This is a genomic window from Blastococcus sp. SYSU D00922, from assembly GCF_054050495.1.
In genome coordinates this window covers 17,382-41,067 of the sequence record NZ_JBJGZL010000020.1, presented here as the reverse complement: position 1 = coordinate 41,067, position 23,686 = coordinate 17,382, and the positions used below count along the sequence as shown (strand labels likewise).

Annotated in this window: 23 protein-coding genes; 7 read left to right on the top strand and 16 right to left on the bottom strand. The window is 74.2% G+C overall.

Annotated features, from left to right (window positions below; genetic code table 11):
• A partial coding sequence (gene serB, locus ACI78T_RS19850; protein ID WP_456559854.1) for a phosphoserine phosphatase SerB occupies positions 1-1,281 on the bottom strand: 1,281 nt, incomplete at its 3' end.
• 134 nt (positions 1,282-1,415) lie between these two features.
• Positions 1,416-3,149, bottom strand: coding sequence for an aa3-type cytochrome oxidase subunit I (gene ctaD / locus ACI78T_RS19845; RefSeq protein WP_456559853.1), 1,734 nt, complete (start codon positions 3,147-3,149; stop codon positions 1,416-1,418).
• 242 nt (positions 3,150-3,391) lie between these two features.
• On the opposite strand from ctaD, the gene ACI78T_RS19840 reads away from it, so the two are divergent.
• A complete protein-coding gene (locus tag ACI78T_RS19840; protein ID WP_456559852.1) occupies positions 3,392-3,670 on the top strand; it encodes a GlsB/YeaQ/YmgE family stress response membrane protein in 279 nt (92 codons plus the stop codon).
• On the opposite strand, the gene ACI78T_RS19835 is transcribed toward ACI78T_RS19840, so the two are convergent.
• Both ACI78T_RS19835 and ACI78T_RS19830 read right to left on the bottom strand, forming a co-directional pair.
• Positions 3,660-4,517 carry a putative RNA methyltransferase gene (locus ACI78T_RS19835; protein ID WP_456559855.1) on the bottom strand — a complete coding sequence of 286 codons (858 nt, stop codon included), beginning with the start codon at positions 4,515-4,517 and terminating at the stop codon, positions 3,660-3,662. The genes ACI78T_RS19840 and ACI78T_RS19835 overlap by 11 nt on opposite strands.
• Positions 4,518-4,531: 14 nt before the next feature.
• Positions 4,532-5,041, bottom strand: a complete 510-nt coding sequence (locus tag ACI78T_RS19830; protein WP_456559851.1) for a metallophosphoesterase family protein — start codon at positions 5,039-5,041, stop codon at positions 4,532-4,534.
• Positions 5,042-5,116: 75 nt separating this feature from the next.
• Here ACI78T_RS19830 and ACI78T_RS19825 point away from each other — a divergent pair, with 75 nt between their 5' ends.
• Positions 5,117-6,715 carry an MFS transporter gene (locus ACI78T_RS19825; RefSeq protein WP_456559850.1) on the top strand — a complete coding sequence of 533 codons (1,599 nt, stop codon included), beginning with the start codon at positions 5,117-5,119 and terminating at the stop codon, positions 6,713-6,715.
• A gap of 55 nt (positions 6,716-6,770) precedes the next feature.
• Here ACI78T_RS19825 and ACI78T_RS19820 read toward each other — a convergent pair whose 3' ends face one another.
• From ACI78T_RS19820 to ACI78T_RS19810, 3 genes are all read right to left on the bottom strand, one after another.
• Positions 6,771-7,739: a cytochrome c oxidase assembly protein gene (locus ACI78T_RS19820; protein ID WP_456559849.1), complete on the bottom strand. Its 969-nt coding sequence runs from the start codon at positions 7,737-7,739 to the stop codon at positions 6,771-6,773.
• Positions 7,740-7,792: 53 nt separating this feature from the next.
• Positions 7,793-8,710, bottom strand: a complete 918-nt coding sequence (locus tag ACI78T_RS19815) for a cation diffusion facilitator family transporter (protein ID WP_456559848.1) — start codon at positions 8,708-8,710, stop codon at positions 7,793-7,795.
• Positions 8,711-8,798: 88 nt separating this feature from the next.
• Positions 8,799-10,556: a M23 family metallopeptidase gene (locus ACI78T_RS19810; protein ID WP_456559847.1), complete on the bottom strand. Its 1,758-nt coding sequence runs from the start codon at positions 10,554-10,556 to the stop codon at positions 8,799-8,801.
• A gap of 288 nt (positions 10,557-10,844) precedes the next feature.
• Here ACI78T_RS19810 and ACI78T_RS19805 point away from each other — a divergent pair, with 288 nt between their 5' ends.
• From ACI78T_RS19805 to ACI78T_RS19795, 3 genes are all read left to right on the top strand, one after another.
• Positions 10,845-12,026, top strand: a complete 1,182-nt coding sequence (locus ACI78T_RS19805; protein ID WP_456559846.1) for a zinc-dependent alcohol dehydrogenase — start codon at positions 10,845-10,847, stop codon at positions 12,024-12,026.
• 188 nt (positions 12,027-12,214) lie between these two features.
• The gene (locus ACI78T_RS19800; RefSeq protein ID WP_456559845.1) at positions 12,215-13,426 is read left to right on the top strand and encodes an MFS transporter; all 1,212 of its coding nucleotides are present in this window, start codon (positions 12,215-12,217) and stop codon (positions 13,424-13,426) included.
• Positions 13,427-13,464: 38 nt separating this feature from the next.
• Positions 13,465-14,358 carry an aldo/keto reductase family oxidoreductase gene (locus ACI78T_RS19795; RefSeq protein WP_456559844.1) on the top strand — a complete coding sequence of 298 codons (894 nt, stop codon included), beginning with the start codon at positions 13,465-13,467 and terminating at the stop codon, positions 14,356-14,358.
• A 1-nt stretch (position 14,359) separates the two neighbouring features.
• Here the strand turns inward: ACI78T_RS19795 and ACI78T_RS19790 are convergent, their stop codons facing one another.
• The 3 genes from ACI78T_RS19790 to ACI78T_RS19780 are packed head-to-tail and all read right to left on the bottom strand — an operon-like array spanning position 14,360 to position 17,452.
• Complete coding sequence (locus ACI78T_RS19790) at positions 14,360-15,496, bottom strand: MFS transporter (RefSeq protein ID WP_456559843.1); 1,137 nt, start codon at positions 15,494-15,496, stop codon at positions 14,360-14,362.
• 32 nt (positions 15,497-15,528) lie between these two features.
• Positions 15,529-16,131 (bottom strand): TetR/AcrR family transcriptional regulator, encoded by a 603-nt coding sequence (locus ACI78T_RS19785; protein WP_456559842.1) that lies wholly within the window; start codon positions 16,129-16,131, stop codon positions 15,529-15,531.
• A 1-nt stretch (position 16,132) separates the two neighbouring features.
• Positions 16,133-17,452, bottom strand: a complete 1,320-nt coding sequence (locus ACI78T_RS19780; protein ID WP_456559841.1) for a D-arabinono-1,4-lactone oxidase — start codon at positions 17,450-17,452, stop codon at positions 16,133-16,135.
• Positions 17,453-17,576: 124 nt separating this feature from the next.
• On the opposite strand from ACI78T_RS19780, the gene ACI78T_RS19775 reads away from it, so the two are divergent.
• Positions 17,577-18,812, top strand: a complete 1,236-nt coding sequence (locus ACI78T_RS19775; RefSeq protein ID WP_456559840.1) for an amino acid deaminase/aldolase — start codon at positions 17,577-17,579, stop codon at positions 18,810-18,812.
• Here the strand turns inward: ACI78T_RS19775 and ACI78T_RS19770 are convergent.
• The 5 genes from ACI78T_RS19770 to ACI78T_RS19750 all read right to left on the bottom strand — a co-directional run bounded on the left by ACI78T_RS19770 (position 18,809) and on the right by ACI78T_RS19750 (position 22,018).
• The gene (locus ACI78T_RS19770; RefSeq protein ID WP_456559839.1) at positions 18,809-20,428 is read right to left on the bottom strand and encodes an ABC-F family ATP-binding cassette domain-containing protein; all 1,620 of its coding nucleotides are present in this window, start codon (positions 20,426-20,428) and stop codon (positions 18,809-18,811) included. The two genes, ACI78T_RS19775 and ACI78T_RS19770, sit on opposite strands and share 4 nt — an antisense overlap.
• Positions 20,429-20,477: 49 nt before the next feature.
• A complete protein-coding gene (locus tag ACI78T_RS19765; protein WP_456559838.1) occupies positions 20,478-20,687 on the bottom strand; it encodes a three-helix bundle dimerization domain-containing protein in 210 nt (69 codons plus the stop codon).
• 160 nt (positions 20,688-20,847) lie between these two features.
• The gene (locus ACI78T_RS19760; RefSeq protein WP_456559837.1) at positions 20,848-21,273 is read right to left on the bottom strand and encodes a DUF1801 domain-containing protein; all 426 of its coding nucleotides are present in this window, start codon (positions 21,271-21,273) and stop codon (positions 20,848-20,850) included.
• A 10-nt stretch (positions 21,274-21,283) separates the two neighbouring features.
• The gene (locus tag ACI78T_RS19755; RefSeq protein WP_456559836.1) at positions 21,284-21,409 is read right to left on the bottom strand and encodes a hypothetical protein; all 126 of its coding nucleotides are present in this window, start codon (positions 21,407-21,409) and stop codon (positions 21,284-21,286) included.
• A 30-nt stretch (positions 21,410-21,439) separates the two neighbouring features.
• Positions 21,440-22,018, bottom strand: coding sequence for a class I SAM-dependent methyltransferase (locus tag ACI78T_RS19750; protein ID WP_456559835.1), 579 nt, complete (start codon positions 22,016-22,018; stop codon positions 21,440-21,442).
• A 38-nt stretch (positions 22,019-22,056) separates the two neighbouring features.
• Between ACI78T_RS19750 and ACI78T_RS19745 the strand changes: the two genes are divergently transcribed.
• On the top strand, positions 22,057-23,130 hold the full coding sequence (locus tag ACI78T_RS19745; RefSeq protein ID WP_456559834.1) for a winged helix DNA-binding domain-containing protein: 1,074 nt from the start codon (positions 22,057-22,059) through the stop codon (positions 23,128-23,130).
• Here ACI78T_RS19745 and ACI78T_RS19740 read toward each other — a convergent pair.
• Entirely contained in the window at positions 23,123-23,569 is a 447-nt protein-coding gene (locus tag ACI78T_RS19740) for a nitroreductase family deazaflavin-dependent oxidoreductase (RefSeq protein ID WP_456559833.1), read from the bottom strand. The two genes, ACI78T_RS19745 and ACI78T_RS19740, sit on opposite strands and share 8 nt — an antisense overlap.
• Between the last annotated feature and the right edge of the window lie 117 nt (positions 23,570-23,686).

Sequence of the window (23,686 nt, the reverse complement as noted above, 5' to 3'; positions counted from 1 at the left end):
ACCCCGCCCGCGGGCGGGGCCACCGTCGCGGCGGGCCCGGCCGCGGGGCGCCCCCCCGCCCCCCGGCCCCCCCCCCGGGACGGCGTCGAGGACCTCGTCGCGGGTGAAGCCCAGCACCTGCAGGACGGCGTCCAGGTAGGGCTGGTTGAGCGCGGTGTGCGCCTGCTCGCGCACGAACGGCTTGGCGTTGAAGGCGATCCCGAGCCCCGCGGTGCTGAGCATGTCGAGGTCGTTGGCGCCGTCGCCCACCGCGACCGTCTGCTCCAGCGGGATCCCGTACTGCTCGGCGAACCGGGCCAGCGCCCGCGCCTTGCCCGGGCGGTCGACGATCTCGCCCACCAGGCCGCCGGTCAGCTTCCCGTCGACGACCTCGAGGGTGTTCGCGGCGGCGAAGTCGAGCCCGAGGGTCTCGGCCAGCGGGTCGGTGATCTGGGTGAAGCCGCCGCTGACGATCCCGCAGCGGAAGCCGAGCCGCTGGAGCGTGCGGATCAGGGTCCGCGCCCCGGGCGTCAGCACCAGGTGCTCGCGGACCTCGTCGAGCACCTCCACCGGCAGCCCGGCGAGCACGCCGACGCGGGCCCGCAGCGACTCGGCGAAGTCCAGCTCCCCGTTCATGGCGGCGGCGGTGATGCGGGCGACCTCGGCGGCGCGTCCGGCGCGCGCGGCCAGCTCGTCGATCACCTCGCCCCGGACGAGCGTGGAGTCGACGTCCAGCACGATCAGTCGCTTGCTCCGGCGGGCGAGACCCACCTGCTCGACGGCGATGTCGGCTCCGGTCGTCGCGGCCACCTCGGCCAGGCGGGCGCGCAGCGTCGTGCCGTCGGCCCCGGACACGGTGAGCTCGAAACTGGTGACCGGGTAGTCCGAGAGCCGGCGGATGGCGTCGATGTTGCCCCCGACGTCGGCGATCGCCCGGGCGGCCCCTCCGACGGCGTCCGGCGGCACCGGACGGCCCAGCACGATGACGTGGTGCGGGCGGTCGGCCGGCCGCGGCGCCGGCTCGTCGGGCGACACCCGCTCCACCGTCACCTCCAGGCCGGTGTCGGCGGCGACCTCGCCGGCCAGCGCCCCCAGGTGGGCGATCAGGGCGCCCTGATCCGGGACGCCCTCGCCGGGCAGCGCCGCCACGACGACGCCGAGCACGAGGTGGCCGTGCACGACCACCTGCTCGACGTCGAGCACCTCCACGGGGACCGGGCCGGACGCGAGCGCGGAGAACAACCGGGCGGTCACCCCCGGGCGGTCGTCGCCGGACACGGTGAGCACGGCCTGCGCCGTCACGGGGGCCGGCTCCGCCGGAGGGCGTGGGGTCGGGTCGAGCGGCACCCCGTCATCGTGCCTGACCCGCCCCCACGAACCGGAGAGGCCCAGGACCGTGACGGTCCTGGGCCTCTCGGCGGGTCAGTTCAGGCGGATCAGGTCGGGTCGGGGTCGTTGGGACCCTGGCGCGGGCCGGTGCCGGGCACCAGCTCGCTGACGCCGCCGTACGGCTTGTGCCGCTTGCCGGCGTGCGCCTCGTCCTGGAGCCGCTGCAGCAGGTGCGGGTAGTGCGCCTCGAACGCGGGCCGCTCCGAGCGGATCTTCGGGATCTCGACGAAGTTGTGCCGCGGCGGCGGGGACGACGTGGCCCACTCCAGCGAGTTGCCGTGGCCCCACGGGTCGTCGCGCAGGGCGAGCTCGCCGTACTTCCACGACCGCACGACGTTGTAGACGAACGGGATGACCGACGCACCGAGGATGAACGACCCGATCGTCGACACCATGTTCAGCGCGGTGAACGTGTCGGTGGGCAGGTAGTCCACGTACCGGCGCGGCATGCCCTCGCCGCCGAGCCAGTGCTGCACGAGGAACGTCGTGTGGAAACCGATGAAGGTCAGCCAGAACTGCAGCTTGCCCAGCCGCTCGTCCATCATCCGGCCGCACATCTTCGGGAACCAGAAGTAGATGCCGGCGTAGGCGGCGAACACCACGGTGCCGAAGACGACGTAGTGGAAGTGCGCCACGACGAAGTACGAGTCGTTGAGGTGGAAGTCGATCGGCGGGCTGGCCAGCAGCACGCCGGTCAGGCCACCGAGGAGGAAGGTGACCATGAAGCCGATCGAGAACAGCATCGGCGTCTCGAAGGTCAGCTGGCCGCGCCACATGGACCCGATCCAGTTGAAGAACTTGATGCCGGTCGGGACCGCGATCAGGTAGGTCAGGAAGGCGAAGAACGGCAGGAGCACCGCGCCGGTGGCGTACATGTGGTGCGCCCACACGGCGAGGGAGAGCGCGCCGATCGCGATGGTCGCGAAGACCATGCCCTTGTAGCCGAACAGCGGCTTGCGGCTGAACACCGGGATGATCTCGGTGATGATGCCGAAGAAAGGCAGCGCGATGATGTAGACCTCGGGGTGGCCGAAGAACCAGAACAGGTGCTGCCACAGCATCGGGCCGCCGTTCTCGTCGGAGTAGACGAGAGCGCCGAGGTTGCGGTCGGCCAGCATGCCGAAGATCGCGGCGGTGAGGATCGGGAACGCCAGCAGGATCAGGACGCTGGTGACGAGCGCGTTCCACGTGAAGATCGGCATCCGGAAGAGCGTCATGCCGGGGGCCCGCAGGCAGACGATCGTGGTGATGAAGTTGACGCCACCGAGGATCGTGCCCAGACCGCTGACGGCCAGGCCGGCGAACCACAGGTTGGCGCCCGCGCCCGGGGAGTTCACGCCGTCGGACAGCGGGGCGTAGGCGTACCAGCCGAAGTCGGCCGCGCCGCCCGGGGTCAGGAAGCCCGAGACGGCGATGAGGCTGCCGAAGAGGAACAGCCAGTAGGAGAACGCGTTCAGCCGCGGGAACGCGACGTCCGGAGCGCCGATCTGCAGCGGCATGATCAGGTTGCCGAACGCGAAGAACAGCGGCGTCGCGAACATCAGCAGCATGACCGTGCCGTGCATGGTCAGCAGCTGGTTGTACTGCTCCGGCGACAGGAACTGCAGCTCCGGCCTGGCCAGCTCGCCACGCATCAGCAGGGCCATCAACCCGCCCGCGATGAAGAACGCGAACGAGGTGACCATGTACATCAGGCCGATGGTCTTGTGGTCGGTCGTCCGCAGCAGGTTGGACAGCCGCGAACCCTTCTCCGCCACGTGGACCGGACTCGGCCGACTCACGATGGGCGCCGGTGCAATCGTCACGCGTCGGAGCTTAACCGTTCCCTTATCAGCGGATCGGCCGACCACGGAGGGCGCGCCGGTGACCGACCGCACATCCCCGGTTCCGGGCGGGAGGACGACCGTCCAGGGCGGACCGGGGGCGAGTTTTCGATCATGAGGGCCAGGGAATCCCCTCCCCCGCGCCCGGAGATCCCGGGGGCCCGGCCCGCTCCCGCGGACCACCACCGGGAGGTCCACCCATGTCCATCGGCGGCATCATCCTGGCGATCGTCATCGGCCTCGTCGCAGGCCTGATCGCGCGCGCCGTCATCCCCGGCAAGCAGGACCTCGGCATCGTCGCCACGATCGTCCTGGGGCTGATCGGTTCCGTCGTCGGCAACCTGATCGTCAGCCTCGTCCGCGACGGAGAGGCCACCTTCGACCTCGGCGGCTGGTGGGCCTCCATCCTCGGCGCGATCGTCGTGCTGGGCATCTACGTGGCCGTCGCCGGTCGCGGCCGGCGGTCGGTCACGCGCTGACCGCTCCCGCCCGCGGGCGGTAGGTCCCGACGTCGACCGACACGGTCACCTCGATCGGCTCGGGCATCCCGGCGAGCCGGCCCGCGATCGTCTCCGGCGAGGTGTGCCGCGCGTGCGGGCCCATCCCGACGAGCGTGGCGACCGCCACGCGGGGCAGGAGCAGCCGGTGGCGCAGGCTCGTCGTCCGCACGGGTTCGAGGCCTGGCTCGAGCGAGGCGGCCAGCCGCGCCGTCTTGTCCGGGTCGACGCGCAGCAGCCCCAGCGGCCCGACCAGCTCCCCCAGGTGGTCAGCGGCCGGCGTCACCACGACCAGGCGGCCCTCGGGCGCCAGCACCCGGGCGATCTCGGGCCCGTTGCGCGGCGCGAAGACCACGAGCACCCGGTCGACGGCACCGTCCCGGACGGGCAGCCGGGCCCAGCTGTCGGCGACGACGGCCACCGCCCGCTCGTGGGCCCGCGCCGCCCGTCGGGCGGCGTAGGGCGAGGAGTCCAGGACCACGCCGACGGCTCCCGGCAGGCGGTCGAGCACGCCCGCCAGGTGGTGCCCGGTGCCGCCGCCGAGGTCGAGCAGGGCCGACGGCGCACCGTCCGCCCGCACCGCCTCGGCGAGGGCAGCGGTGACCGGCCCGTAGTGCCCGGCCTCGAGGAAGGCCACCCGGTCGGCGACCATCCCCGCCGAGTCGCCCGACGGCGGCCGGTGCCCGGGCGGGAGCAGCGTCACGTGGCCCTGCCGGGCCCGGTCGAAGGAGTGCCCCTCCGCGCAGCGCAGGGCGGACCCGTCCGGAGGCGCGGACAGCTCCCGGCCGCAGACGGGGCAGGCCAGCAGCGCCACCGCCCGCTCGTCCAGCGGCGGCCGGCTGCTCACCGCCGTGGCGGGACGGCGTGGAAGACGACGTCCCGCAGCTCCCCCGCCTCGGCGACCGCGGTCACGTAGGTGCCGTGCGGCTGGCGGCGGCGGTCGGTGGGCGACCCTGGGTTGATCAGCCGCATGCCCGACGGCGCCGTGGTGTCCCACGGGATGTGGCTGTGGCCGAACACCAGGACGTCGGTGCCGGGGAACCGGGCGTCGCAGCGCAGCTCCCGCCCCTTGGCGTCACCGGTCTCGTGGACGACGGCGAAGCGGATGCCCTCGATCTCGGCGCGGGCGACCTCGGGCAGCCGCTCGCGCAGGGCGCCGTGGTCGTTGTTGCCGTGCACCGCGACCAGCCGCCGGGACCGCGCCTCGAACAGGTCCAGGAGGGCGACGTCGACCCAGTCGCCGGCGTGCACCACGACGTCGGCCTCCGCGATCGCCGCCCACAAGGAATGAGGTAGGTCACGCGCCCGCTTCGGTACGTGCGTGTCGGAGGTGAACACCAGCGAAACAGGCACGACCACATCGTTGCAGGCCGCTACGTTCTCTCCGGCCGGCGATCCGGCCGATCCGTACGAAGCAAGGACAACCCCGTGACCGAACCCCGTCCCACGATCTCGGCCGCCGGCGCGGCGACCCCCGCCGACGAGCCGTACGAGAAGCGCTGGCTGGCGCTGGGCGTCATCGCCATGACCGTCCTGCTGGTCATCCTCGACGCGACGATCGTCAACATCGCCCTGCCCGCCGTCACCGAGGACCTCGGCATCAGCGCGGCGTCGCAGCAGTGGATCGTCACCGCCTACACGCTGACCTTCGGCGGCTTCCTGCTCCTCGGCGGCCGCATCGCCGACTTCTGGGGCCGCAAGCGCACCTACCTCGTCGGCGCCGGCGGGTTCGCGTTCGCCTCCGCCCTCGGCGGCATCGCGCAGAACGAGGCGATGCTCTTCGGCGCCCGCGCCCTGCAGGGCGTCTTCGGCGCGCTGCTCGCCCCGGCGTCGCTGGCGCTGCTGACCGTGCTGTTCACCGACCCCAAGGAGCGGGCCAAGGCCTTCGGCGTCTACGGCGCCATCGCCGGCGGCGGCTCGGCGGTCGGCCTGCTGCTCGGTGGGGTGCTCACCGAGTACGCCGACTGGCGCTGGTGCTTCTGGGTGAACCTGCCGGTGGCGCTGCTCGCCATCGCGCTGGCGATCCCGATCGTCCCGGAGAGCAAGGCCCCCGGTGACACGAAGTACGACATCCCCGGGGCGGTCCTCATCACCCTGGGCCTCGCCTCGATCGTCTACGGCTTCACCCGGGTCGCCGAGGCGTCGCAGACCAACGCGGCGGAGACCGCCGCCGCCAACGCCGAGTCGGCCGCGCAGGGCAACCCCACGCTGCTGACCCCGGACAGCGGCTGGACCGACGGCCTCGCGTGGGTCTTCATCGTCGCGGGCCTGGTCCTGGTGGCGCTGTTCGTGCTGCTGGAGATGCGGACCCGCAACCCGCTGCTGCCCATGCGCATCGTGCTCGACCGCAACCGCGGCGGGGCCTACCTGACCTCCACGCTGGTCGGCGCCGGGCTGATCGGTGCGTTCTTCTTCCTGAGCCTGTACTTCCAGCAGGTGCTGGGCTACGAGCCGATCGAGGCCGGCTTCGCGTCGCTGCCGACGACGCTCGGCGTCTTCATCTCGGCCGGAGCGGCCAGCGCCCTGGTGCCGCGGGTCGGGCCGAAGCCGCTGATGGTGCTCGGCGGGCTGCTGGCCGCCGGCGGGCTCTTCACGCTGTCGTTCGTCGGGCTGGACACGGACTTCTGGGCGCTGCCGTTCCCCGGCCAGCTCCTGCTGGGCCTGGGCCTCGGCTTCACCTTCGTGCCGCTGTCGAACCTGGCGCTCGTCGGCGCCGGTCAGCACGACGCCGGGGCGGCGTCGGCGATGCTGAACGCCACGCAGCAGGTGGGGGCCTCCATCGGCACCGCCGTCCTCGCCTCCCTGTCGGTGGCGGCGATCAGCGCCTACACCGCCGACGCCCTCACCTCGGGGGCGAACCCGCAGGACCCGTCGGTCGGCCTGACGGCGCAGGTGGAGGGCTACACCACCGCCTTCACCTGGGCCGCCGCGCTGCTGGTGCTGGGCGCCGTCGTCGCCGGCCTGCTGATCAAGGCGACCAAGGAGGACCTGCCCGCCGAGGGTGACGCCGTCGTCCACGTCGGCTGAGCCACCGCCCGTCAGGCGCCCCCTCCCGCTCCGGGAGGGGGCGCCTGACGCGTTCTCAGGCCTTCTGCTGCTGCTGCTCCGCCAGCGCCCGCAGCCGGGCGTTGTAGGCGGCGAGCTCCGCGTCCCCCGTGCGATCCGCCGCCCGGTCGAGCGCCTTCGCGCGGCGGTCGTCCGAGCTCGCCCAGGAGAAGAAGACGACGGCGAGCACCAGGACGGTCGGGAGCTCCCCGAACGCCCACACGATGCCGCCGGCCTCGCCCTGGTCCCGCAGCGGGTCGATGCCCCAGCCGGCCGGCGGGTTCGCGAACGTGTCGACCACCAGCGAGCCGGCCATCATGATCGCGACGCCGAAGAAGGCGTGGAACGGCACGGGCAGGAACAGCTCGAGCATCCGGCCGGGGTGGCTCAGCGTCCGGGGCCAGGGGTCCTGGGCGACGATAGGCCCGAAGAAGAGCAGCCCGGTGACGACGAAGTGCGCCAGCATCAGCTGGTGCCCGGCGGGGTTGCCCATGAGCGCGTCGAACAGCGGCGTGAAGTAGACGCCGTAGAGGCTCGCGATGAACAGCGGGATCGAGAACAGCGGGTGCGCGACGAACCGCGCGAACCGGCTGTGCAGACCGTTGAGCAGCAGCGCCCGCGGCGCCCCGGCCGGCCCCTGGCCGCGCGGCAGGGTGCGCAGGGCCAGCGTCACCGGGGCGGCCAGCAGCAGGAGCAGCGGGGTGATCAGCGACAGGACCATGTGCTGGGTCATGTGCACGCTGAACAGCACCATGCTGTAGCCGTTGAGCCAGGTGCCGGTGACGGCGAACAGCGACGCCGTCCCGCCGATCCAGGCGAGCACCCGCCACCAGGGCCAGGCCACGCCGGTGCGCCGCAGGCGCACGACCGCCACCAGGTAGAGCACCAGGCCGACGACGCTGAGCACGGCCAGGACCGACCAGCCCTCCAGGTGCGGGATGAACATCCGCGCCCAGGTCGGAGGCGCTGAGGGCACCCACATGCCCGAGTGGTGCCCGTGGTCCACCAGTGCCTCCGCTCCGCGTCGTCCGTGCGGGCACCACTGTCCCACCGACGGGTTCAGTCGTGGACCGGTGCCTCGTGCCCGGCGTGCGCCTCCGCCTCGAGCTGGAAGGTGCAGTGCTCCATGTCGAAGTGCTGCCCCAGGCACGCGCAGAGCGCGTCGAGCACGCGGCCGCCGTGCCCGGCCTCGAGCGCCTCGTCGGTGACGACCACGTGGGCGGAGAGGACCGGGAGGCCGGACGTGATCGTCCAGGCGTGCAGGTCGTGGACCCCCAGCACGCCGTCGACGCCGAGGATGTGGGCGCGCACGGCGTCGAGGTCGACGCCCCGGGGAGCGGCCTCCAGCAGGACGTCGAGCGCCTCCCGCAGCAGGTGCCAGGCCCGGGGCACCACGAGGCAGCCGATGGCCACCGACGCGACGATGTCGGCCGGCGTCCACCCGGTGGTGAGGATGACGACGGCGGCCACGATGACGGCAACCGAGCCGAGCGCGTCGGCGAGCACCTCGAGGTAGGCACCGCGCAGGTTCAGCGACGCGTCGCGGCCCCGGTGCAGGACGGCGAGGGACCCCAGGTTCACGACCAGGCCGACGCCCGCGACGACGAGCATCAGCCCCGAGCCGATCTCCGGCGGCTCGCCGATGCGGCGCACCGCCTCGACGAGGACGTAACCCGCGACCAGGAGGAGCAGCAGCCCGTTCGCCACGGCGGCGAGGATCTCCACGCGCTGCCAGCCGAAGGTGCGGCGCCCGCGGGCCGGCCGCTGGGCGAGGGTGACCGCGGCGAGGGCGAGCGCGATCCCGGCGGCGTCGGTCGCCATGTGCCCGGCGTCGGCCAGGAGCGCCAGCGAGCCGGAGAGCAGACCGCCGACGATCTCCGCCGCCATGACGGCGAGGGTCAGGCTCAGGACGACGACGAGACGCCGGCGGTGGCCGCCCGCGGCGGTCCCCGGCGTGTGCGCGTGCGTGTGCCCCATCAGCCCTCCCTTCTCCCGGCACAGTCTGCCCCGACGACGACGCCCCCTGCCGGAATCTCCGGAGGGGGCGTCGGGGGTCGTGCGGCGGTCAGATCTGGACGCCGCGCTCCCGGAGCCAGGGCAGGGGGTCGATCTTCTCGCCGTCGAGGCCGCCCACGTGCACCTCGAAGTGCAGGTGCGGGCCGGTGGACTGGCCGCGGTTGCCCAGCAGCGCGATGGTGTCGCCGGCCTTCACGACCTGGCCGGCCTCGACCAGGATCGAGTCCATGTGGCCGTAGACGGTCACGTCGCCGTTCTCGTGCTGGATGTAGACCGCGAGCCCGAACCCGCTGGCGGGCCCGGCCTCGAGCACGACGCCGTCCATGACGGCGTACTCGGGGGTCTGCATCGGGGCGGCGAGGTCGATGCCGGCGTGCAGCGTGCCCCACCGCGCGCCGAAGCCGCTCGTGAGGCGGGCGCCCTGCACCGGCAGGACGGCCTTCGGACGGGCGGCCTCGGCGGCCGCCTCGGCGGCGACGCGGTCGGCCTCGGCCTGCACCTCGACGGCCGCTGCCTGCTCGGCGTCGCGGGCGTTGCGGCTCACCACGAGCTCGCCGAGGCGGGCGGCGGCGTCGGTGTCGGTGATGGCCTCGGCCGGGACCGCCTCGATGCCGAGCTCCTCGGCCACGCTCACCGACGAGCTCATGGTGTCGGTGGCCTGGGCCCGGGGGTCGTTGGTGGTGACCGAGCTGACGCTCAGCGCGGCGATGAGGCCGGCGGCGAGGTAGACACCCGGACGGCGGCTGATCGACGGCGGGCGGAAGCGCAGGAAGCGAGCCCGGCGCCCCTCCTCGGCGACGACCGGGGCGGCCTCGGCGGTGGTGCCCGCCGACTCGGCCAGGGCCGCCAGGATCTGGGCGGCCGGCACGGTGCGCTTGTGCGGCGTCGGCCGGACGCGCGGCGCCTCGACGGCGGGGGTCTCGGTCGCGACGGCGACCGCAGCCTTCGCGGCGGCGGGCTTCGCCGTGGCGGGCTTCGCGGTCGCAGCCTTCGCGGCGGGAGCAGCCTTCGCGGTCGCAGCCGTCGCGGCGGGAGCAGCCTTCGCGGCGGTCGCCGGCTTGGCAGCCGCAGCGGTCTTGGCGGCGGTCGCCGGCTTCGCGGTCGCGGCCTTCGCGGCGGGAGCAGCCTTCGCGGCGGGAGCAGCCTTCGCGGCGGTCGCCGGCTTGGCAGCCGCAGCGGCCTTGGCGGCGGTCGCCGGCTTCGCGGTGGCGGGCTTCGCGGTCGCGGCCTTCGCGGCGGGAGCAGCCTTCGCGGCGGTCGCCTTCGCGGTCGCCGGCTTCGGGGCCGGAGCAGCCTTCGCGGGGGTCGCCGGCTTCGCGGCCGGGGCCGCCGTGGCGGGCTTCGCGGTCCGGGTGGTCTTCGCGGCGGCGGCGCGGGCTGCCTTGGCGGCGGACGCTGCCTTCGCGGCGGACGCGGCCTTCGCGGTGGCGGCCTTCGCGGCGGTCGCCGCCTTGGCGGTCGCGACCTTGGCGGTCGCCGCCGTCGCCGTCGCGGCCTTGCCCGTGGCGACCTTGCGGGTCGCGCTACCGGCGGCCTTGGCGCGGGCGGCGATCGAGCCGGCCGCACCCGTCGCGGCCTTGGCGCCGGTGGCACGGCGGGCCCGGGTCGCGGGAGCCGGGGCAGCGGCGGTGGTCGGGGCGGACCCGGAGCGCTGCGCCGTCCCCTGGCGCTGCGACGGGACCGTGCTGGTCGCCTTCCGGGCGGCCGGCCGACGCGAGGTTCCGCGGGCCGGGGCGAGGGTGGCCGGGGATCCCTTGGCGGGTTCCGACCCCTCCTCGAGGAGGCGGTCCTGGTGGAGCGAACTCATGCACCTGACTTCCGTTTGCGGGCATTCCACGTGCACTCCCGGGGAGAGGAGCGGGGCCCATGTAAACACGTCGTGATGTTTTCGTGATGTGCACAAGGGGGTAACGACCTGCAGTTATGTGGTCTGGGCCACAAGACCGCATGGTTGTCATTCCGCATTGCGTGAGTGGCGCACTACAGAGAGTGAACGCCACGCAGCGATTTGTTGAAAGTCGCGCGATCCAGGTCACGACGGGGCAGGAGTGCCTCCGAAGGGCCGAATCACGGCCCGATAGAGGGAGATCTCCACATGCGCGCAGTGACTTGGCACGGCCGGGCAGACGTCCGCGTCGACACGGTTCCCGACCCCGTCATCCAGGAGCCGACGGACGTGATCGTCGAGATCACCTCGACCGGCATCTGCGGCTCGGACCTCCACCTCATCGAGGTCATGGCCCCGTTCATGACGGTGGGCGACATCATGGGTCACGAGCCCATGGGCATCGTCCGCGAGGTCGGTTCCGAGGTGACCGCGGTCAAGCCCGGTGACCGGGTCGTCGTCCCGTTCAACATCTCCTGCGGCACCTGCTGGATGTGCTCCGAGGGCCTGTTCTCCCAGTGCGAGACGACCCAGAACCGCGAGAAGGGCTTCGGCGCCTCGCTGTTCGGCTACACCAAGCTCTACGGCCAGGTCCCCGGTGGCCAGGCCGAGTACCTGCGGGTCCCGTTCGGCAACACCCTGCCCATCAAGGTGCCCGCCGGCGTTCCGGACGACCGGTTCGTCTACCTCTCCGACGTCCTGCCCACCGCCTGGCAGGCGGTGCAGTACGCCGGCATCCCGCAGGGCGGCAGCGTCCTCGTCCTCGGGCTCGGCCCGATCGGCGACATGGCCACCCGGGTGGCCAAGCACCTCGGCGCCGGCCAGGTGATCGCCTCCGACGTCGTGCCCGAGCGCCTGGCCCGCGCCCGCCGCAACGGCGTCACGGTCATCGAGAGCACCGATCAGGCCGAGGTCGTGGCGCAGGTGCGCGACCTGACCGACGGCCGCGGCCCGGACTCCGTGATCGACGCCGTCGGCATGGAGGCGCACGGCTCCCCGCTGGCCAGCCTCGCGCAGAAGGCGACGGCCGTCGTCCCCGACGCGATCATGGAGAAGGTCATGCAGGTGGCCGGCGTCGACCGGCTGGCCGCGCTCAACACGGCGATCGAGGCGGTCCGCCGCGGCGGCACCATCTCCCTGTCGGGCGTCTACGGCGGGGCGACCGACCCCCTGCCGCTCATGCGCATGTTCGACAAGCAGATCCAGCTGCGCATGGGACAGGCCAACGTCTGGCGCTGGGTGCCGGACATCCTCCCGCTGCTCACCGAGGGCGACGCCTTCGGCGTCGACGAGTTCGCCACGCACCACGTGCCGCTCGAGGAGGCGCCGCAGGCGTACATGAACTTCCGCGAGAAGAAGGACGGGCACGTCAAGGTCCTGCTCAAGCCGTGACGGCGGCCGGGGTGCCGGCCCGCCCGGTACCCCGGACCCCGCGCTGTGAGCAGTCCCACGCCGCTCCCGGGGCATGGCGGGCGGCGTCGCACGCTTGCCCCTGAGGAGAGTCCACCCCGGCTCAGGAAGGACGACGAGGTCCGCCGGCCGACCGCCCGCGCACCCGTGTCCCCCTGGAGTTCCCCCTCGTGCCTCGCGCGCTGCTCGCCCTCGCCATCGGCGCCTTCGGCATCGGCACCACCGAGTTCGTCGTCATGGGCATGCTGCCCGAGATCGCCGAGGGCCTCGGGGTCTCGGTGTCCGCCGTCGGCATCCTCATCTCCGCCTACGCGATCGGCGTGGTGATCGGAGCGCCCACGCTGACCGCGATCGGGCTCCGGTTCACCCCGCGGCAGACCCTCGTCGCGCTGATGGTCGTCTTCGTCGTCGGCAACGCCCTGTCCGCCCTCGCGCCGACCTACGGGCTGCTGGTCGCCGCGCGCGTCCTGACCGCACTGGCGCACGGCTCGTTCTTCGGCGTCGGTGCGGTCGCCGCCCGGCGGCTGGTGACGCCGGACCGCGCCACCCGGGCCATCTCCCTGATGATCACCGGGCTGACCCTGGCCAACGTGATCGGCGTCCCCCTGGGCACCTTCGTCGCCCAGCACCTCGGGTGGCGGGTCGTGCTGGCCGCCATCGCGCTGATCGGCGTCGCGACGATCGCCGGGCTGCTCGCCTGGATGCCCTCGGACGCCGGCGAGCCCAGCGACCTGCGGGCCGAGCTGCACGCCTTCCGCCGCGGCCAGGTCTGGCTCGTGCTGGCGCTGACCATGATCGGCTTCGCCGCGCTGTTCGCCGTCTACAGCTACGTGAGCCCGATCCTCACCGAGCTGGGCGGCATCTCGGCGGAGTGGGTCACGCCGGTCCTCGCGCTCTTCGGCGCCGGGACGACGGTCGGCACGCTCGCCGGTGGGCGGCTCGGCGACCGGTACGGCTTCTCCTTCGTGGCGGTCGGGCTCGTCGCCATGGCCGGCGTCCTCGTCGCCTTCGCCTTCCTGGCCCGCACGACGGTCGCCGCCGTCGCGCTGCTCGTGCTGTTCGGGACGCTGTCGTTCGCCCTCGGGCCGGTCGTGCAGAACGCCGTCATCGACGCCGCTCGGGTGCCCGGCGGCAGCCTCGTCTCCGCCGCCAACCAGGGCGCCTTCAACATCGCCAACGCGGTCGGTGCCGCGCTGGGCGCGCTGGTCATCTCGCGGGGCCTCGGCTACACGGCGCCGATGTGGGTCGGCGCCGTCCTCGCGCTCGTGGGGGCCGCCCTGGCGGTGCTCGCCCGCGCGGTCGACCGGCGGTCCGCCTCCGCCGACGTCGTCCGGGTGGAGCCGGTGCCCTCCGGTCGGCTGCAGGCGGCCGACGCGGCCTGACCCGGGGTTGGCCGGCCCCCGGCGGGTAGGAGGGGGGCATGACGGTCATCGGCGCGGAGCGCTCAGGTCAGTTCACCCTCGGCGGGCAGCCGGTCCACCGGATCGGCTACGGCGCGATGCAGCTCGCCGGCCCGCACGTGATGGGCCCGCCGGCCGACCGGGACGCCGCGATCGCGGTCCTGCGCCGGGCGGTCGAGCTCGGCGTCGACCACATCGACACCAGCGACTACTACGGCCCGCACGTCACGAACGAGATCATCCGCGAGGCGCTGCACCCCTACCCCGACGAGCTGGTCATCGTGACCAAGGTGGGCGCGCGCCGGACCCCCGACGGGCACTGGCCGGAGGCCCTCTCCCCCGACGAGCTCCGTAGCGCCGTGCAGGACAACCTGGACCACCTCGGGGTCGACGTCCTGGACGTGGTGAACCTGCGGATGCCGGGCTTCGCCGAGCCGGAGGAGCGCTCGCTCGCCGAGCCCTTCGAGGCGCTGGCGCAGCTGCAGCAGGAGGGGCTGATCCGGCACCTCGGGATCAGCAACGTGACGACGCAGATGTTCGCCGAGGCGCAGGCGATCGCCCCCGTGGTCTGCGTGCAGAACCACTACAACCTGGTCCACCGGGACGACGACCCGTTGCTCGACGCACTGGCCCGCGAGGGGATCGCGTACGTGCCGTTCTTCCCGCTCGGGGGCTTCACGCCGCTCCAGTCCGCGGCGCTCGAGACCGTCGCCCGCCGGCTCGAGACCACGCCGATGCAGGTCGCCCTCGCCTGGCTGCTGGCCCGGTCCCCCAACGTGCTGCTCATCCCGGGCACGTCGTCGGTCGCGCACCTCGAGGAGAACCTGATGGCGTCGGCCCGGGTCCTGGGGCCGGTCGAGCTCGAGGAGCTCGACCGGATCGGCGGCACCGGCGAGCCGGACCCCGACCTCTGAGTCACCGCACCGAGCGGATCCGCCCCACCGTGAGCGCTCCGAGCACGGTGGCCAACCCGGCGGCGGTGAACAGGACGTCGTAGCCGCCGAGCTCGGCGATCACCAGCCCGGCCAGCAACGGCGCCAGCGCCTGGGGCGCCACCACGGCGACGTTCATGACGCCCAGCTCGCCGGCCACGGTCCGGGCGTCGGGCAGCACCTGCGTCACCAGCGCCTGGTCGACCGACGTGTAGGCGCCGTAGCCGGCGCCGAGCAGCACGCCGGCGACCAGCGCGGCGGGCCAGCTCGGGGCGAGCACCAGCACGGCGCAGGCGAGTGCCTGGAGGACGGCGGCGCCGGCGACGAAGACCCGGCGCCGGCCGGTGCGGTCCGACAGCACCCCGCCGCCCCACGTCGCGGCCACCGTCGCGACGAGGTAGACGAGCGTCAGGACGAGGAGCGACCCCTCCGGATCGGCTACTCGCAGGCCGTCGGTGAGGAAGTAGAGGAGGTAGGTGGTCCCCAGCGCGTTGCCGAGGTTGACCAGCAGGCGCCCCGCGAACGCCCAGCCGTAGTCGGGGTGCCGCGAGGGTGCTCGCCAGGTGCTGCGCAGCGCCGCACCCAGCGAGCGGGGCCGCTCGTCCTCGGCCGGCCGGGGGTCGCGGGCCCGGAGGAGCCACGGCAGCGCGGCGACGAGCCCGAGGCCGACGACGATGCCGAGCGCCTGGGGGCCGTAGATCGCCGCCGACACCGCACCGCGGTGCTCGACCGGCACCCGGTCGGCGACCGTCGCGGTCAGCCCGGCCATGGCCGCGTACATGCCGAGCTGGGCGACCAGCCAGGCACCGGCCACCGCGGTCCAGGTCGAGGCGGTCCCGGTCAGGAGGAGCCCGGCGGCGTACACCAGCACGCCGCCGGCCACCCACACCCGCCGTCGTCCGATCGGGCTGCGGGACCGGTCGGACAGCGCTCCGAAGAGCGGCAGAGCCACCAGCGCCGCCAGCCCGGCGAGGCCGTTGACGAGCGCGAAGTCGCGGACCTTGTGGTCGGGGTCGACCTCGGCCAGCTGCAGCGGCAGGAGGAGCTGGACCGGGGCGAGCTGGGCGGCCCAGAGCCCCAGCCAGACGAGCCCGAAGCGGGCGGTCCAGGCCCGGTTCACCGGACCTGCGTGCTGTGCGAGGACGGGGTCCGTCACGGCGTTCGCGCCGCGTGCCGGACGACGAACGCCTCCACCGCGGCGTCCAGCGCCGCGCGCGTGGCGGCGGTGTCGCGGTCGACCAGCCAGGTCGTCGTGGCGCCGTCGACGATCGTGATCAGCAGCCGGGCCAGCTCCGGCACCGGCCGGGCCCACCGTTCCCCGGTGAGCTCGGACGCCTGCTCCAGCAGCCGCTCGGCCGCGACGGCGTAGGCGCGGTACTGCTCCCCCGCCAGCGGCCGGAGCGCCGGGTTCCGCAGCGCGTGGAGGGTCAGCTCCAGCATCAGCTGCTCGTGCCCCGGCTCGCGCTCGAGGTGGTCGAGATAGCCGGCGGCTGCCTGCCGCAGGCAGCCGGCGAGCCCGTCGTCGGCGGTCATGCCCGCCGTGGCCGCCTCGAACTCGCGGCCGACGACGCCCCGGACGAGCTGGCGCAGCAGCTCGTCGCGGGAGGTGAAGGCGTAGTGGAAGCTGGCCAGCGACATGCCCGCCTCGGCGACGATCGCCCGCGTCGTCCCGGCGGCCAAGCCGTCGCGGGCCATCACCCGCAGGGCCGCGTCCACGAGGGCGGCCCGCCGCTCCTCGACCGGGAGCCGCGCCACGTCAGCTCCCCACCGGGCCGAGCACCCGGTCCAGGTGGGCGTTGGTGAAGACGCCTCCCGGGTCCAGCCGGTCCCGCAGCGCCGTGAACTCGGCGAAGCGGGGGTAGCGCCCGCGCAGCACCGCGGCGTCCAGCCCGTGCAGCTTCCCCCAGTGCGGTCGGCCCTGGACCTCGCCGGCGATCGACTCGAGGGCGGCGAACCACGGTCCGGGGTCAGTGCCGGCCGGGACGTGGGCCGCGACGTAGGCGGTGGCGCGGCCGGTGGCGGTCGAGAGCGGGATGTCGTCGGCCGCGGCGACGCGCACCTCGACGGGGAAGGCGGCCCGCCAGTCGCTCGCCCGGTGCACGCGGCGGAGCTCGGCGAGGACCGCGGGGGCGTCGGCCACCGGTACGGCGTACTCCATCTCCAGGAAGCGCACCCGCCGGCGGCTGACGAAGACCTCGTGCGAGCGGTCGGTCCAGGTGCGCGGACCCAGGGCGCGCGCCGAGACCCGCGCCAGCGGGGGGATCAGCGCGGGCACGCGCCGGCCGGCGGCGACGACGCCGCCGAAGACTGCGTTGGCGAGGATCTCGTCGTCCCAGACCGCCCGCCAGCGCCCGAGCGGTGCGACCTCGCTCAGCGGCACCCGGGTGTTGCGCTTGGTCAGGCAGCGGTCGGTGTGCGGGAACCAGTAGAACTCGACGTGGTCGGTCGAGGTCATGAAGTCTGCGAAGCCGTCGATGAGGTCCGGGAGGTGCCCCGGGCCCTCCTCGGCGCGCAGCGCGAACGCCGGCTCGGCCTGCAGGGTCACGGTGCTGAGCACCCCGAGGGCCCCCAGCCCGATCCGGCCGGCGGCGAAGACGTCGGCGTTCTCGGTGGCCGAGCAGCGCAGCAGCGACCCGTCGGCCAGCACCAGCTCGAACCCGCGCAGCTGCGTGGCCAGCCCGCCGAAGCGGGCGCCGGTGCCGTGGGTGCTCGTCGACAGCGCGCCGGAGACGGTCTGGCGGTCGATGTCACCGAGGTTCGTCAGCGCCCACCCCCGCGCGGCGAGCTCGGCGTTGAGCCGGTGCAGCGGCATGCCGGCCTGCACGGTCACCAGCCCCGTGGGCCCGATGTCGACCAGGGAGGCATGGCGGTCGAGGACGAGCTGCACGTCCTCCGGGCGGCCGATGGCGGCGAAGGAGTGCCCGCTGCCGATCGGCCGGACCCGCCGGCCCGACCGGGCCACGCGCAGCACCTCCGCGGCGATCTCGTCGGCACCCGCCGGACACACCACCTCGATGCCGGTGGCCCGCTGGTTGCCGGCCCAGTTGCGCCAGCGGTCGGTGCGGGTGGCCGGCACGGCTGCTCCTCGTCGTCCGTCCGCGGCTCGCGCGGGCTCCGGCGCAGCTTGGCCCCCGGCGCACTCCGGGTCAAGTGACTGGGACAGTTGACCCAATGGGTGTCGACGCACGATGCTGCCGCCCATGACCTCCGCGGCGTCCTCCTCCCCCGACGACGCCGCCCGGGCGCTCGAGCGGCTGGACCGCGCGACCGCGTCGCTGGACCCGCCGTTCGCCGTCGTCGACCTCGACGCGCTCGACGCCAATGCGGGCGACCTGCTGCGCCGGGCGGGCGGCAAGCCCGTCCGGGTGGCCAGCAAGTCCGTCCGCAGCCGCGACGTCCTCCGCCGGGTGCTCGCCCGCCCCGGGTTCGCCGGCGTGCTGGCGTACGCGCTGCCCGAGGCGCTCTGGCTGGTCGAGGGCGACGACCCGGTCAGCACCGACGTCGTCGTCGGCTACCCGTCGACCGATCGCGGGGCGCTGCGCCGGCTCGCCGGCGACGGGACGGCGGCGGCGCGGGTGACCCTCATGGTCGACTCGGTCGCGCACCTGGACCTCGTCGACTCCGTCGTCCCGCCCGGCCGGCGGCCGGAGCTGCGGATCTGCCTGGACGTCGACGCGTCCCTGCGTGCGGCCGGGGGCCGGGTGCACGTGGGCGTGCGGCGGTCGCCCGTCCACTCCCCCGCCGAGGCCTTCGCCCTCGCGCAGGCGGTGGCGTCCCGGCCGGGCTTCCGGCTGGTCGGCGTCATGGTCTACGAGGCGCAGATCGCCGGCGTGCAGGACGCCCCCGCGAACCGGCGGGTCCGCGGCCTGGCCGTGCGCCGGATGCAGGCGGTGTCGGGCCGTGAGCTGGCCGGTCGCCGGGCCGCCGTGGTCGACGCCGTCTCCTCGGTCGCCGACCTCGAGTTCGTCAACGGCGGCGGGACCGGCAGCGTGGAGCGCACCGCCGCCGAGGACGCGGTGACCGAGGTGGCGGCCGGGTCCGGCCTCTACAACCCCGTGCTCTTCGACGGCTACCGCGCCTTCACCGGCCGCCCGGCGGCGTTCTTCGCCGCGCCGGTCACCCGGATCCCGGCACCGGGCACCGTGACCGTCGCCGGCGGCGGCTGGATCGCCTCGGGTCCGCCCGGGGCCGACCGGCTGCCCGTGCCCACCTACCCGGCGGGGCTGCGCTGGTTGCCGGCCGAGGGCGTCGGTGAGGTGCAGACGCCGCTGCGGGGGGCGGCCGCCGCGCAGCTCGCCGTCGGCGACCGGGTCTGGTTCCGGCACGCCAAGGCCGGCGAGGTCTGCGAGCACGTCGACGAGCTGCACGCCCTGGCCGGGAACGAGCTGACCGGGACGCTCCGCACCTACCGCGGCGAGGGCCGCTCCTTCGGCTAGCGGGCGCGCTGCACCCGCGTCTCGTCGAACACCGGCTCGGCCGACTCGTACACCCGCCCGTCGGCGCCGAAGACCACGAACCGGTCGAAGGAGCGGGCGAACCAGCGGTCGTGGGTGACGGCGAGGACCGTCCCGTCGAACGCCGCGAGCGCCTCCTCCAGGGCCTCGGCGGAGAGGACGTCGAGGTTGTCGGTCGGCTCGTCGAGGAGCAGCAGCGTGGCACCCGAGAGCTCCAGCAGCAGGATCTGGAAGCGCGCCTGCTGACCACCCGACATGGTCCGGAACGGCTGCTCGGCCGCCCCGGCGAGGCCGTACCGGCGCAGCGCCGCCATCGCCCGCCCCCGGTCGACACCGGGCCGCCCCGGCTCGCCGTGCCACAGCAGGTCGACCGGCGTGCGGTCCTGCCACTCCGGGTGCGCGTGCGTCTGCGCGAAGAACCCCGGGACGACGCGGGCACCCAGCCGCCAGTCGCCGGTGTGCGCGACCGGCTGCCCGGCCAGCAGACGCAGGAAGTGCGACTTGCCCGCGCCGTTGGCACCGAGCACACCCACCCGGTCGCCGTAGAAGACCTCGAGGTCGAAGGGCTGCATCAGGCCGGACAGCTCCAGCTGCTCGGCGATCACCGCGCGCACACCGGTCCGGCCGCCGCGCAGCCGCATCGCCACCTTCTGCTCCGGGGGGCGGTCCGGCGGTGGACCCTCGGCCTCGAACTTGGCCAGGCGGGTCTGCATCGCCCGGTACCGGGAGGCCATGTCGGGCGAGTTGGCCGCCTGCTGCTGGAGGGTGCGCACCAGGTCGACCAGCCGCTGGTGCTCCTCGTCCCACCGCCGGCGCAGCTCGGCCAGCCGGTCGTGCCGCGCCGTCCGGGCGTCGTGGTAGCTGGCGAACCCGCCGCCGTGCACCCACGCCGTCCCGCCCTCGACCGTGACCACCCGGTCGGCGACCCGGGCCAGCAGCTCGCGGTCGTGGCTGACGAACAGGACCGTCTTGCGGGTCTCGAGCAGCCGCTCCTCCAGCCACCGCTTGCCCGGCACGTCGAGGTAGTTGTCCGGCTCGTCGAGCAGCAGCACCTCGTCCGGCCCGCGCAGCAGCGCCTCCAGCGCCAGCCGCTTCTGCTCCCCGCCCGAGAGCGTGGACAGCTCCCGGTACTTGCACCGCTCGTAGGGGACGCCGAGCGCCGCGACGGTGACCGTGTCCCAGGTGACCTCGGCGTCGTAGCCGCCGGCGTCGCCCCACTGGGCCAGCGCGTCGGCGTAGGCCATCTGCGACCGCTCGTCGTCGGTCTCCATGAGCGTCAGCTCGGCGGCCTCGACGGCGTCCCACGCCGCCCGGACGGCGGGCGGCGAGAGATCGACGAGGAAGCGCTGCACGGTGGTGTCGTCGCGGACGGAGCCGATGAACTGCCGCATGACGCCGAGCCCGCCGGTGCGCGCGATCGCCCCCGCCTCGGGCGTCAGGTCGCCGGCGATGATCCGCAGGAGCGTCGTCTTCCCCGCGCCGTTCTCCCCGACCAGGGCCGCCCGTGCGCCCTCGCCGACGCGGAAGTTGACGTCGTCGAGCAGCACCCGTCCGTCGGACAGGGTGTGCCGGACAGCGCTGACGTCGACGTAGCCCACCCCGACATCCTCCCGGCCCGGGCAACCGCGTTTCCGGGCGGTGCGGGGCTCAGTCCAGGGACACCCGCAGGCGCTGGCGGGCCAGCCGCTCGACCAGCTCGGGCAGCGCGTCGGTGGGCGAGCCGCGCAGCTCCTCGCGGCAGGTGCGCACGACGAGGACGATCGGCTCGGGCCCCAGCTCGGGGAACTCCTGCCGCAATCGGGCGATGGCGGAACGGACGGACGGGTCGGGGACGATGGGCGGGACGGCCAACGTCATGGACGTGTCCTCCGGTGCGCGGCCGCGGTGCGGCGTGGTGTTCCCCCCGAGGCCACCTGACGAGGCGGCCGATGTCGTGCTGGAACACCGTGACGCGTGTGGCGCCTGCGATCCAGGGACGAAGGTCCCCGCCGCTGTTCGCCGTCGGCGTGGCGGCCCGTCAGGACGACGAGAAGGCGTTGTCGCCGGCGTCCGTCACGGCCACGGCGTCGCGCACGAGGGCGCTCAGCTCGCCGGTGTCGACAGCGTCGAGGGACGTGAAGCGGATGCAGCTCTTGCCGCACGAGGCCTTGCCCAGCCGCTCGGCCCGCTGCTCGGCGATGTACTCCCCGTCGACGACGGCGCTGACGTACAGGGAGAGGTGCCGCTTCTGCGCCGCCAGCGCGATCAGCGGCCACAGGGTCGTCTCCTTGGCCGACCGCGGCCGGTAGGGCATCAGCCGGTACCCGAGCATGGTGCCCGACCCGACGGGCACCAGCTGCCGGTCGATCCCGGGCGCAGCCGCCATCACCAGCTCGTCGACCCGGCGGAGCTCCTCGCCCCGGGAGCCGGCCGCGTCGAACCAGGCCTCGATGTCGTCGGCCACGGCGACCGGCTCAGCCGAGCATCAGCGAGATGATCGTGGCCGCTGCCGCCAGGACCATCCCGAACACGATGACCATCGCAACCAGCCGCCGGCGCCGCTCCGCACGGGAGCGCCCGTACCCACCCGTTCTCGTCATGGCGGGCAACCTACCGCCGGAACGGCCCGTTCAGGAGGGCCGTCGACCCCACAGCAGGGTGTCCAGCGCGGCGCCGGCCGGGGTCTCCCGCCGCACCTGCTCCAGCCGGTCGACCTCCAGGACGTCCGCGACGGGTTGCAGCCGCTGCACGCTGTGCAGCAGCGCCGGGTCCTGCGGTCCGCTCACGCCGTGGGTGAGGTTCGCCAGGTCGTGCCCCAGCACGAGGAGCCGTCCACCGGGTCGCAACCACCCGACGGCCCGGGCCAGGACGTCGACGGTCTCGGGCTCCGCGAGGTGCAGGTAGGCCACGAGCACCAGGTCCAGGCTCGAGGCCGGCGCCGTCCAGCTCGTGACGTCGGCCGCCACCCACGTGATCCGGTCGGCGCCCGGCTGCGCCCGCCCGCGGTCGAGGCCGACGCGGGAGAAGTCGACGGCCGTCACCCGCCACCCCCGGGCGGCCAGCCAGAGCGCGTGCCGCCCCTCCCCCGCCGCCAGGTCGACCGCGTCGCCGGGCGGCAGGCCGTCGAGCAGCTCGGCGACCAGCGCGTTGGGCTCCGACGACCACTGCTGACGCTCGGCGTACCGCTCGTCCCACTCCTGGGCCCGCACGCGTGCAGTCTGTCGCACCTCCCTGCCACGGTGTGGGGGTGACCGACTTCCGGGACATCGGGTTGCTGCGCCTGGCGGCGCTCGGGCTGGTCGGCCCGCGTGCGACGAGTGCGGCCGAGGCGGTCCGCCGGCTCGGGGCGCTCCAGGGGCAGGACTACCCCGGCGCGCTGATATCGGTGGCGCTGCGCACGGAGAGCCGCCTGCGGGCGGACGTCGAGGCCGCGCTCGACGCCGGGGAGGTCGTGCGGTCCTGGCCGATGCGCGGCACCCTGCACGTGGTCGCCGCGGAGGACCTGCACTGGTTCCTGGACACGGTGGGCGTGCGGGCGCTGAACGGGATCGGCCGTCGGTGGGCGCAGCTGGAGCTGGACGAGGCCCAGGCCGAACGGGCCCGGGAGGTCGTCCTCGGCGCACTCGCCGGAGGGGGCCGCGCATCCCGCACGGAGCTGCTGGCGGCCATCGCCGACGGCGGGGTCCACGTCACCGGCCAACGCGGCTACCACCTGCTCTGGTACCTGTCGCAGACCGGCACCCTGTGCCTGGGGCCCACCGACGGCGCCGGCGAGCAGCTCTTCGTGCTGCTCGACGACTGGATCCCCGCGCCCCGGCGGCTCGACCGCGACGAGGCCCTGGCCGAGCTGGCGCTGCGCTTCTTCACCGGGCACGGTCCCGCGACCGTCGCCGATCTCGTGCGGTGGGCAGGGAGCACCGCCCGCGACGTCCGGACCGGCCTGGCCGCGGTCCGCGACCGGCTGGAGCCGGTGACCGTCGAGGGCACCGAGTACCTGATGGACCCCCGGACGCCCGACCGCCTGGCCGCCGCCCGGGAGGAGGCCGAGGGCGTGCTGCTCCTCCCCGGCTTCGACGAGTTCGTGCTCGGCTACGGGGACCGGACGGCCGTCGTCCCGACCGAGTTCGCGACCCGCATCGTGCCCGGCAACAACGGCATGTTCCGGTCGACCGTGGTGCACCGCGGCCGGGTGGTCGCCGTCTGGCGCTGGGCGGGTCGCGGCGCGAAGCGGACCGCGGACGTCGAGCCGTTCACCGAGCTCGCGACGGAGGTGGCGGTGGCCGTGCCGGCGCTGGCCGCGGAGCCGCCCTGGGTCAGCTGACCCGCTCGAAGAGGAAGACGGGGATCTCGCGGTCGGTCCGCTCCTGGTAGTCGGCGTAGTCCGGGTAGGCCGCCACGGCCCGCTTCCACCAGGCCGCCCGCTCCTCGCCGGTGATCTCGCGGGCGACGCCGTCCCACGGCTCCGGCCCGTCCTGGAGGGTGACCTGGTCCGGGTGGGCGCGGAGGTTGCTCACCCACGCCGGGTCGGTGGGCGCACCACCCTGCGAGCCGACCATGGCGTAGACGCCGTCCTGCTCGACGCGCATCAGCCCGAGCTTGCGGACCTTGCCGCTCTTCGCCCCGCGCGTGCTCACGATGACGATCGGCAGCCCGGTGTCGCGGAGGGTGTTCGCCTCCCGCCCCCCGGTCGCCTCGTAGCGCTCGACCTGCTCGCGGACCCAGTCAGCGGCGCTCGGTTCGTACTCACCCTGCAACGGCATGCACCGAACGTAGTGCCGCGGTCGCCACGTCCGCCTGTCCGCCGACGGTCGGGTGTCGGGGCCGGACGGGTCGGTTGTCGGCGCGGAGGACCTCACGGGAAGATCCTCGGGCCCCCG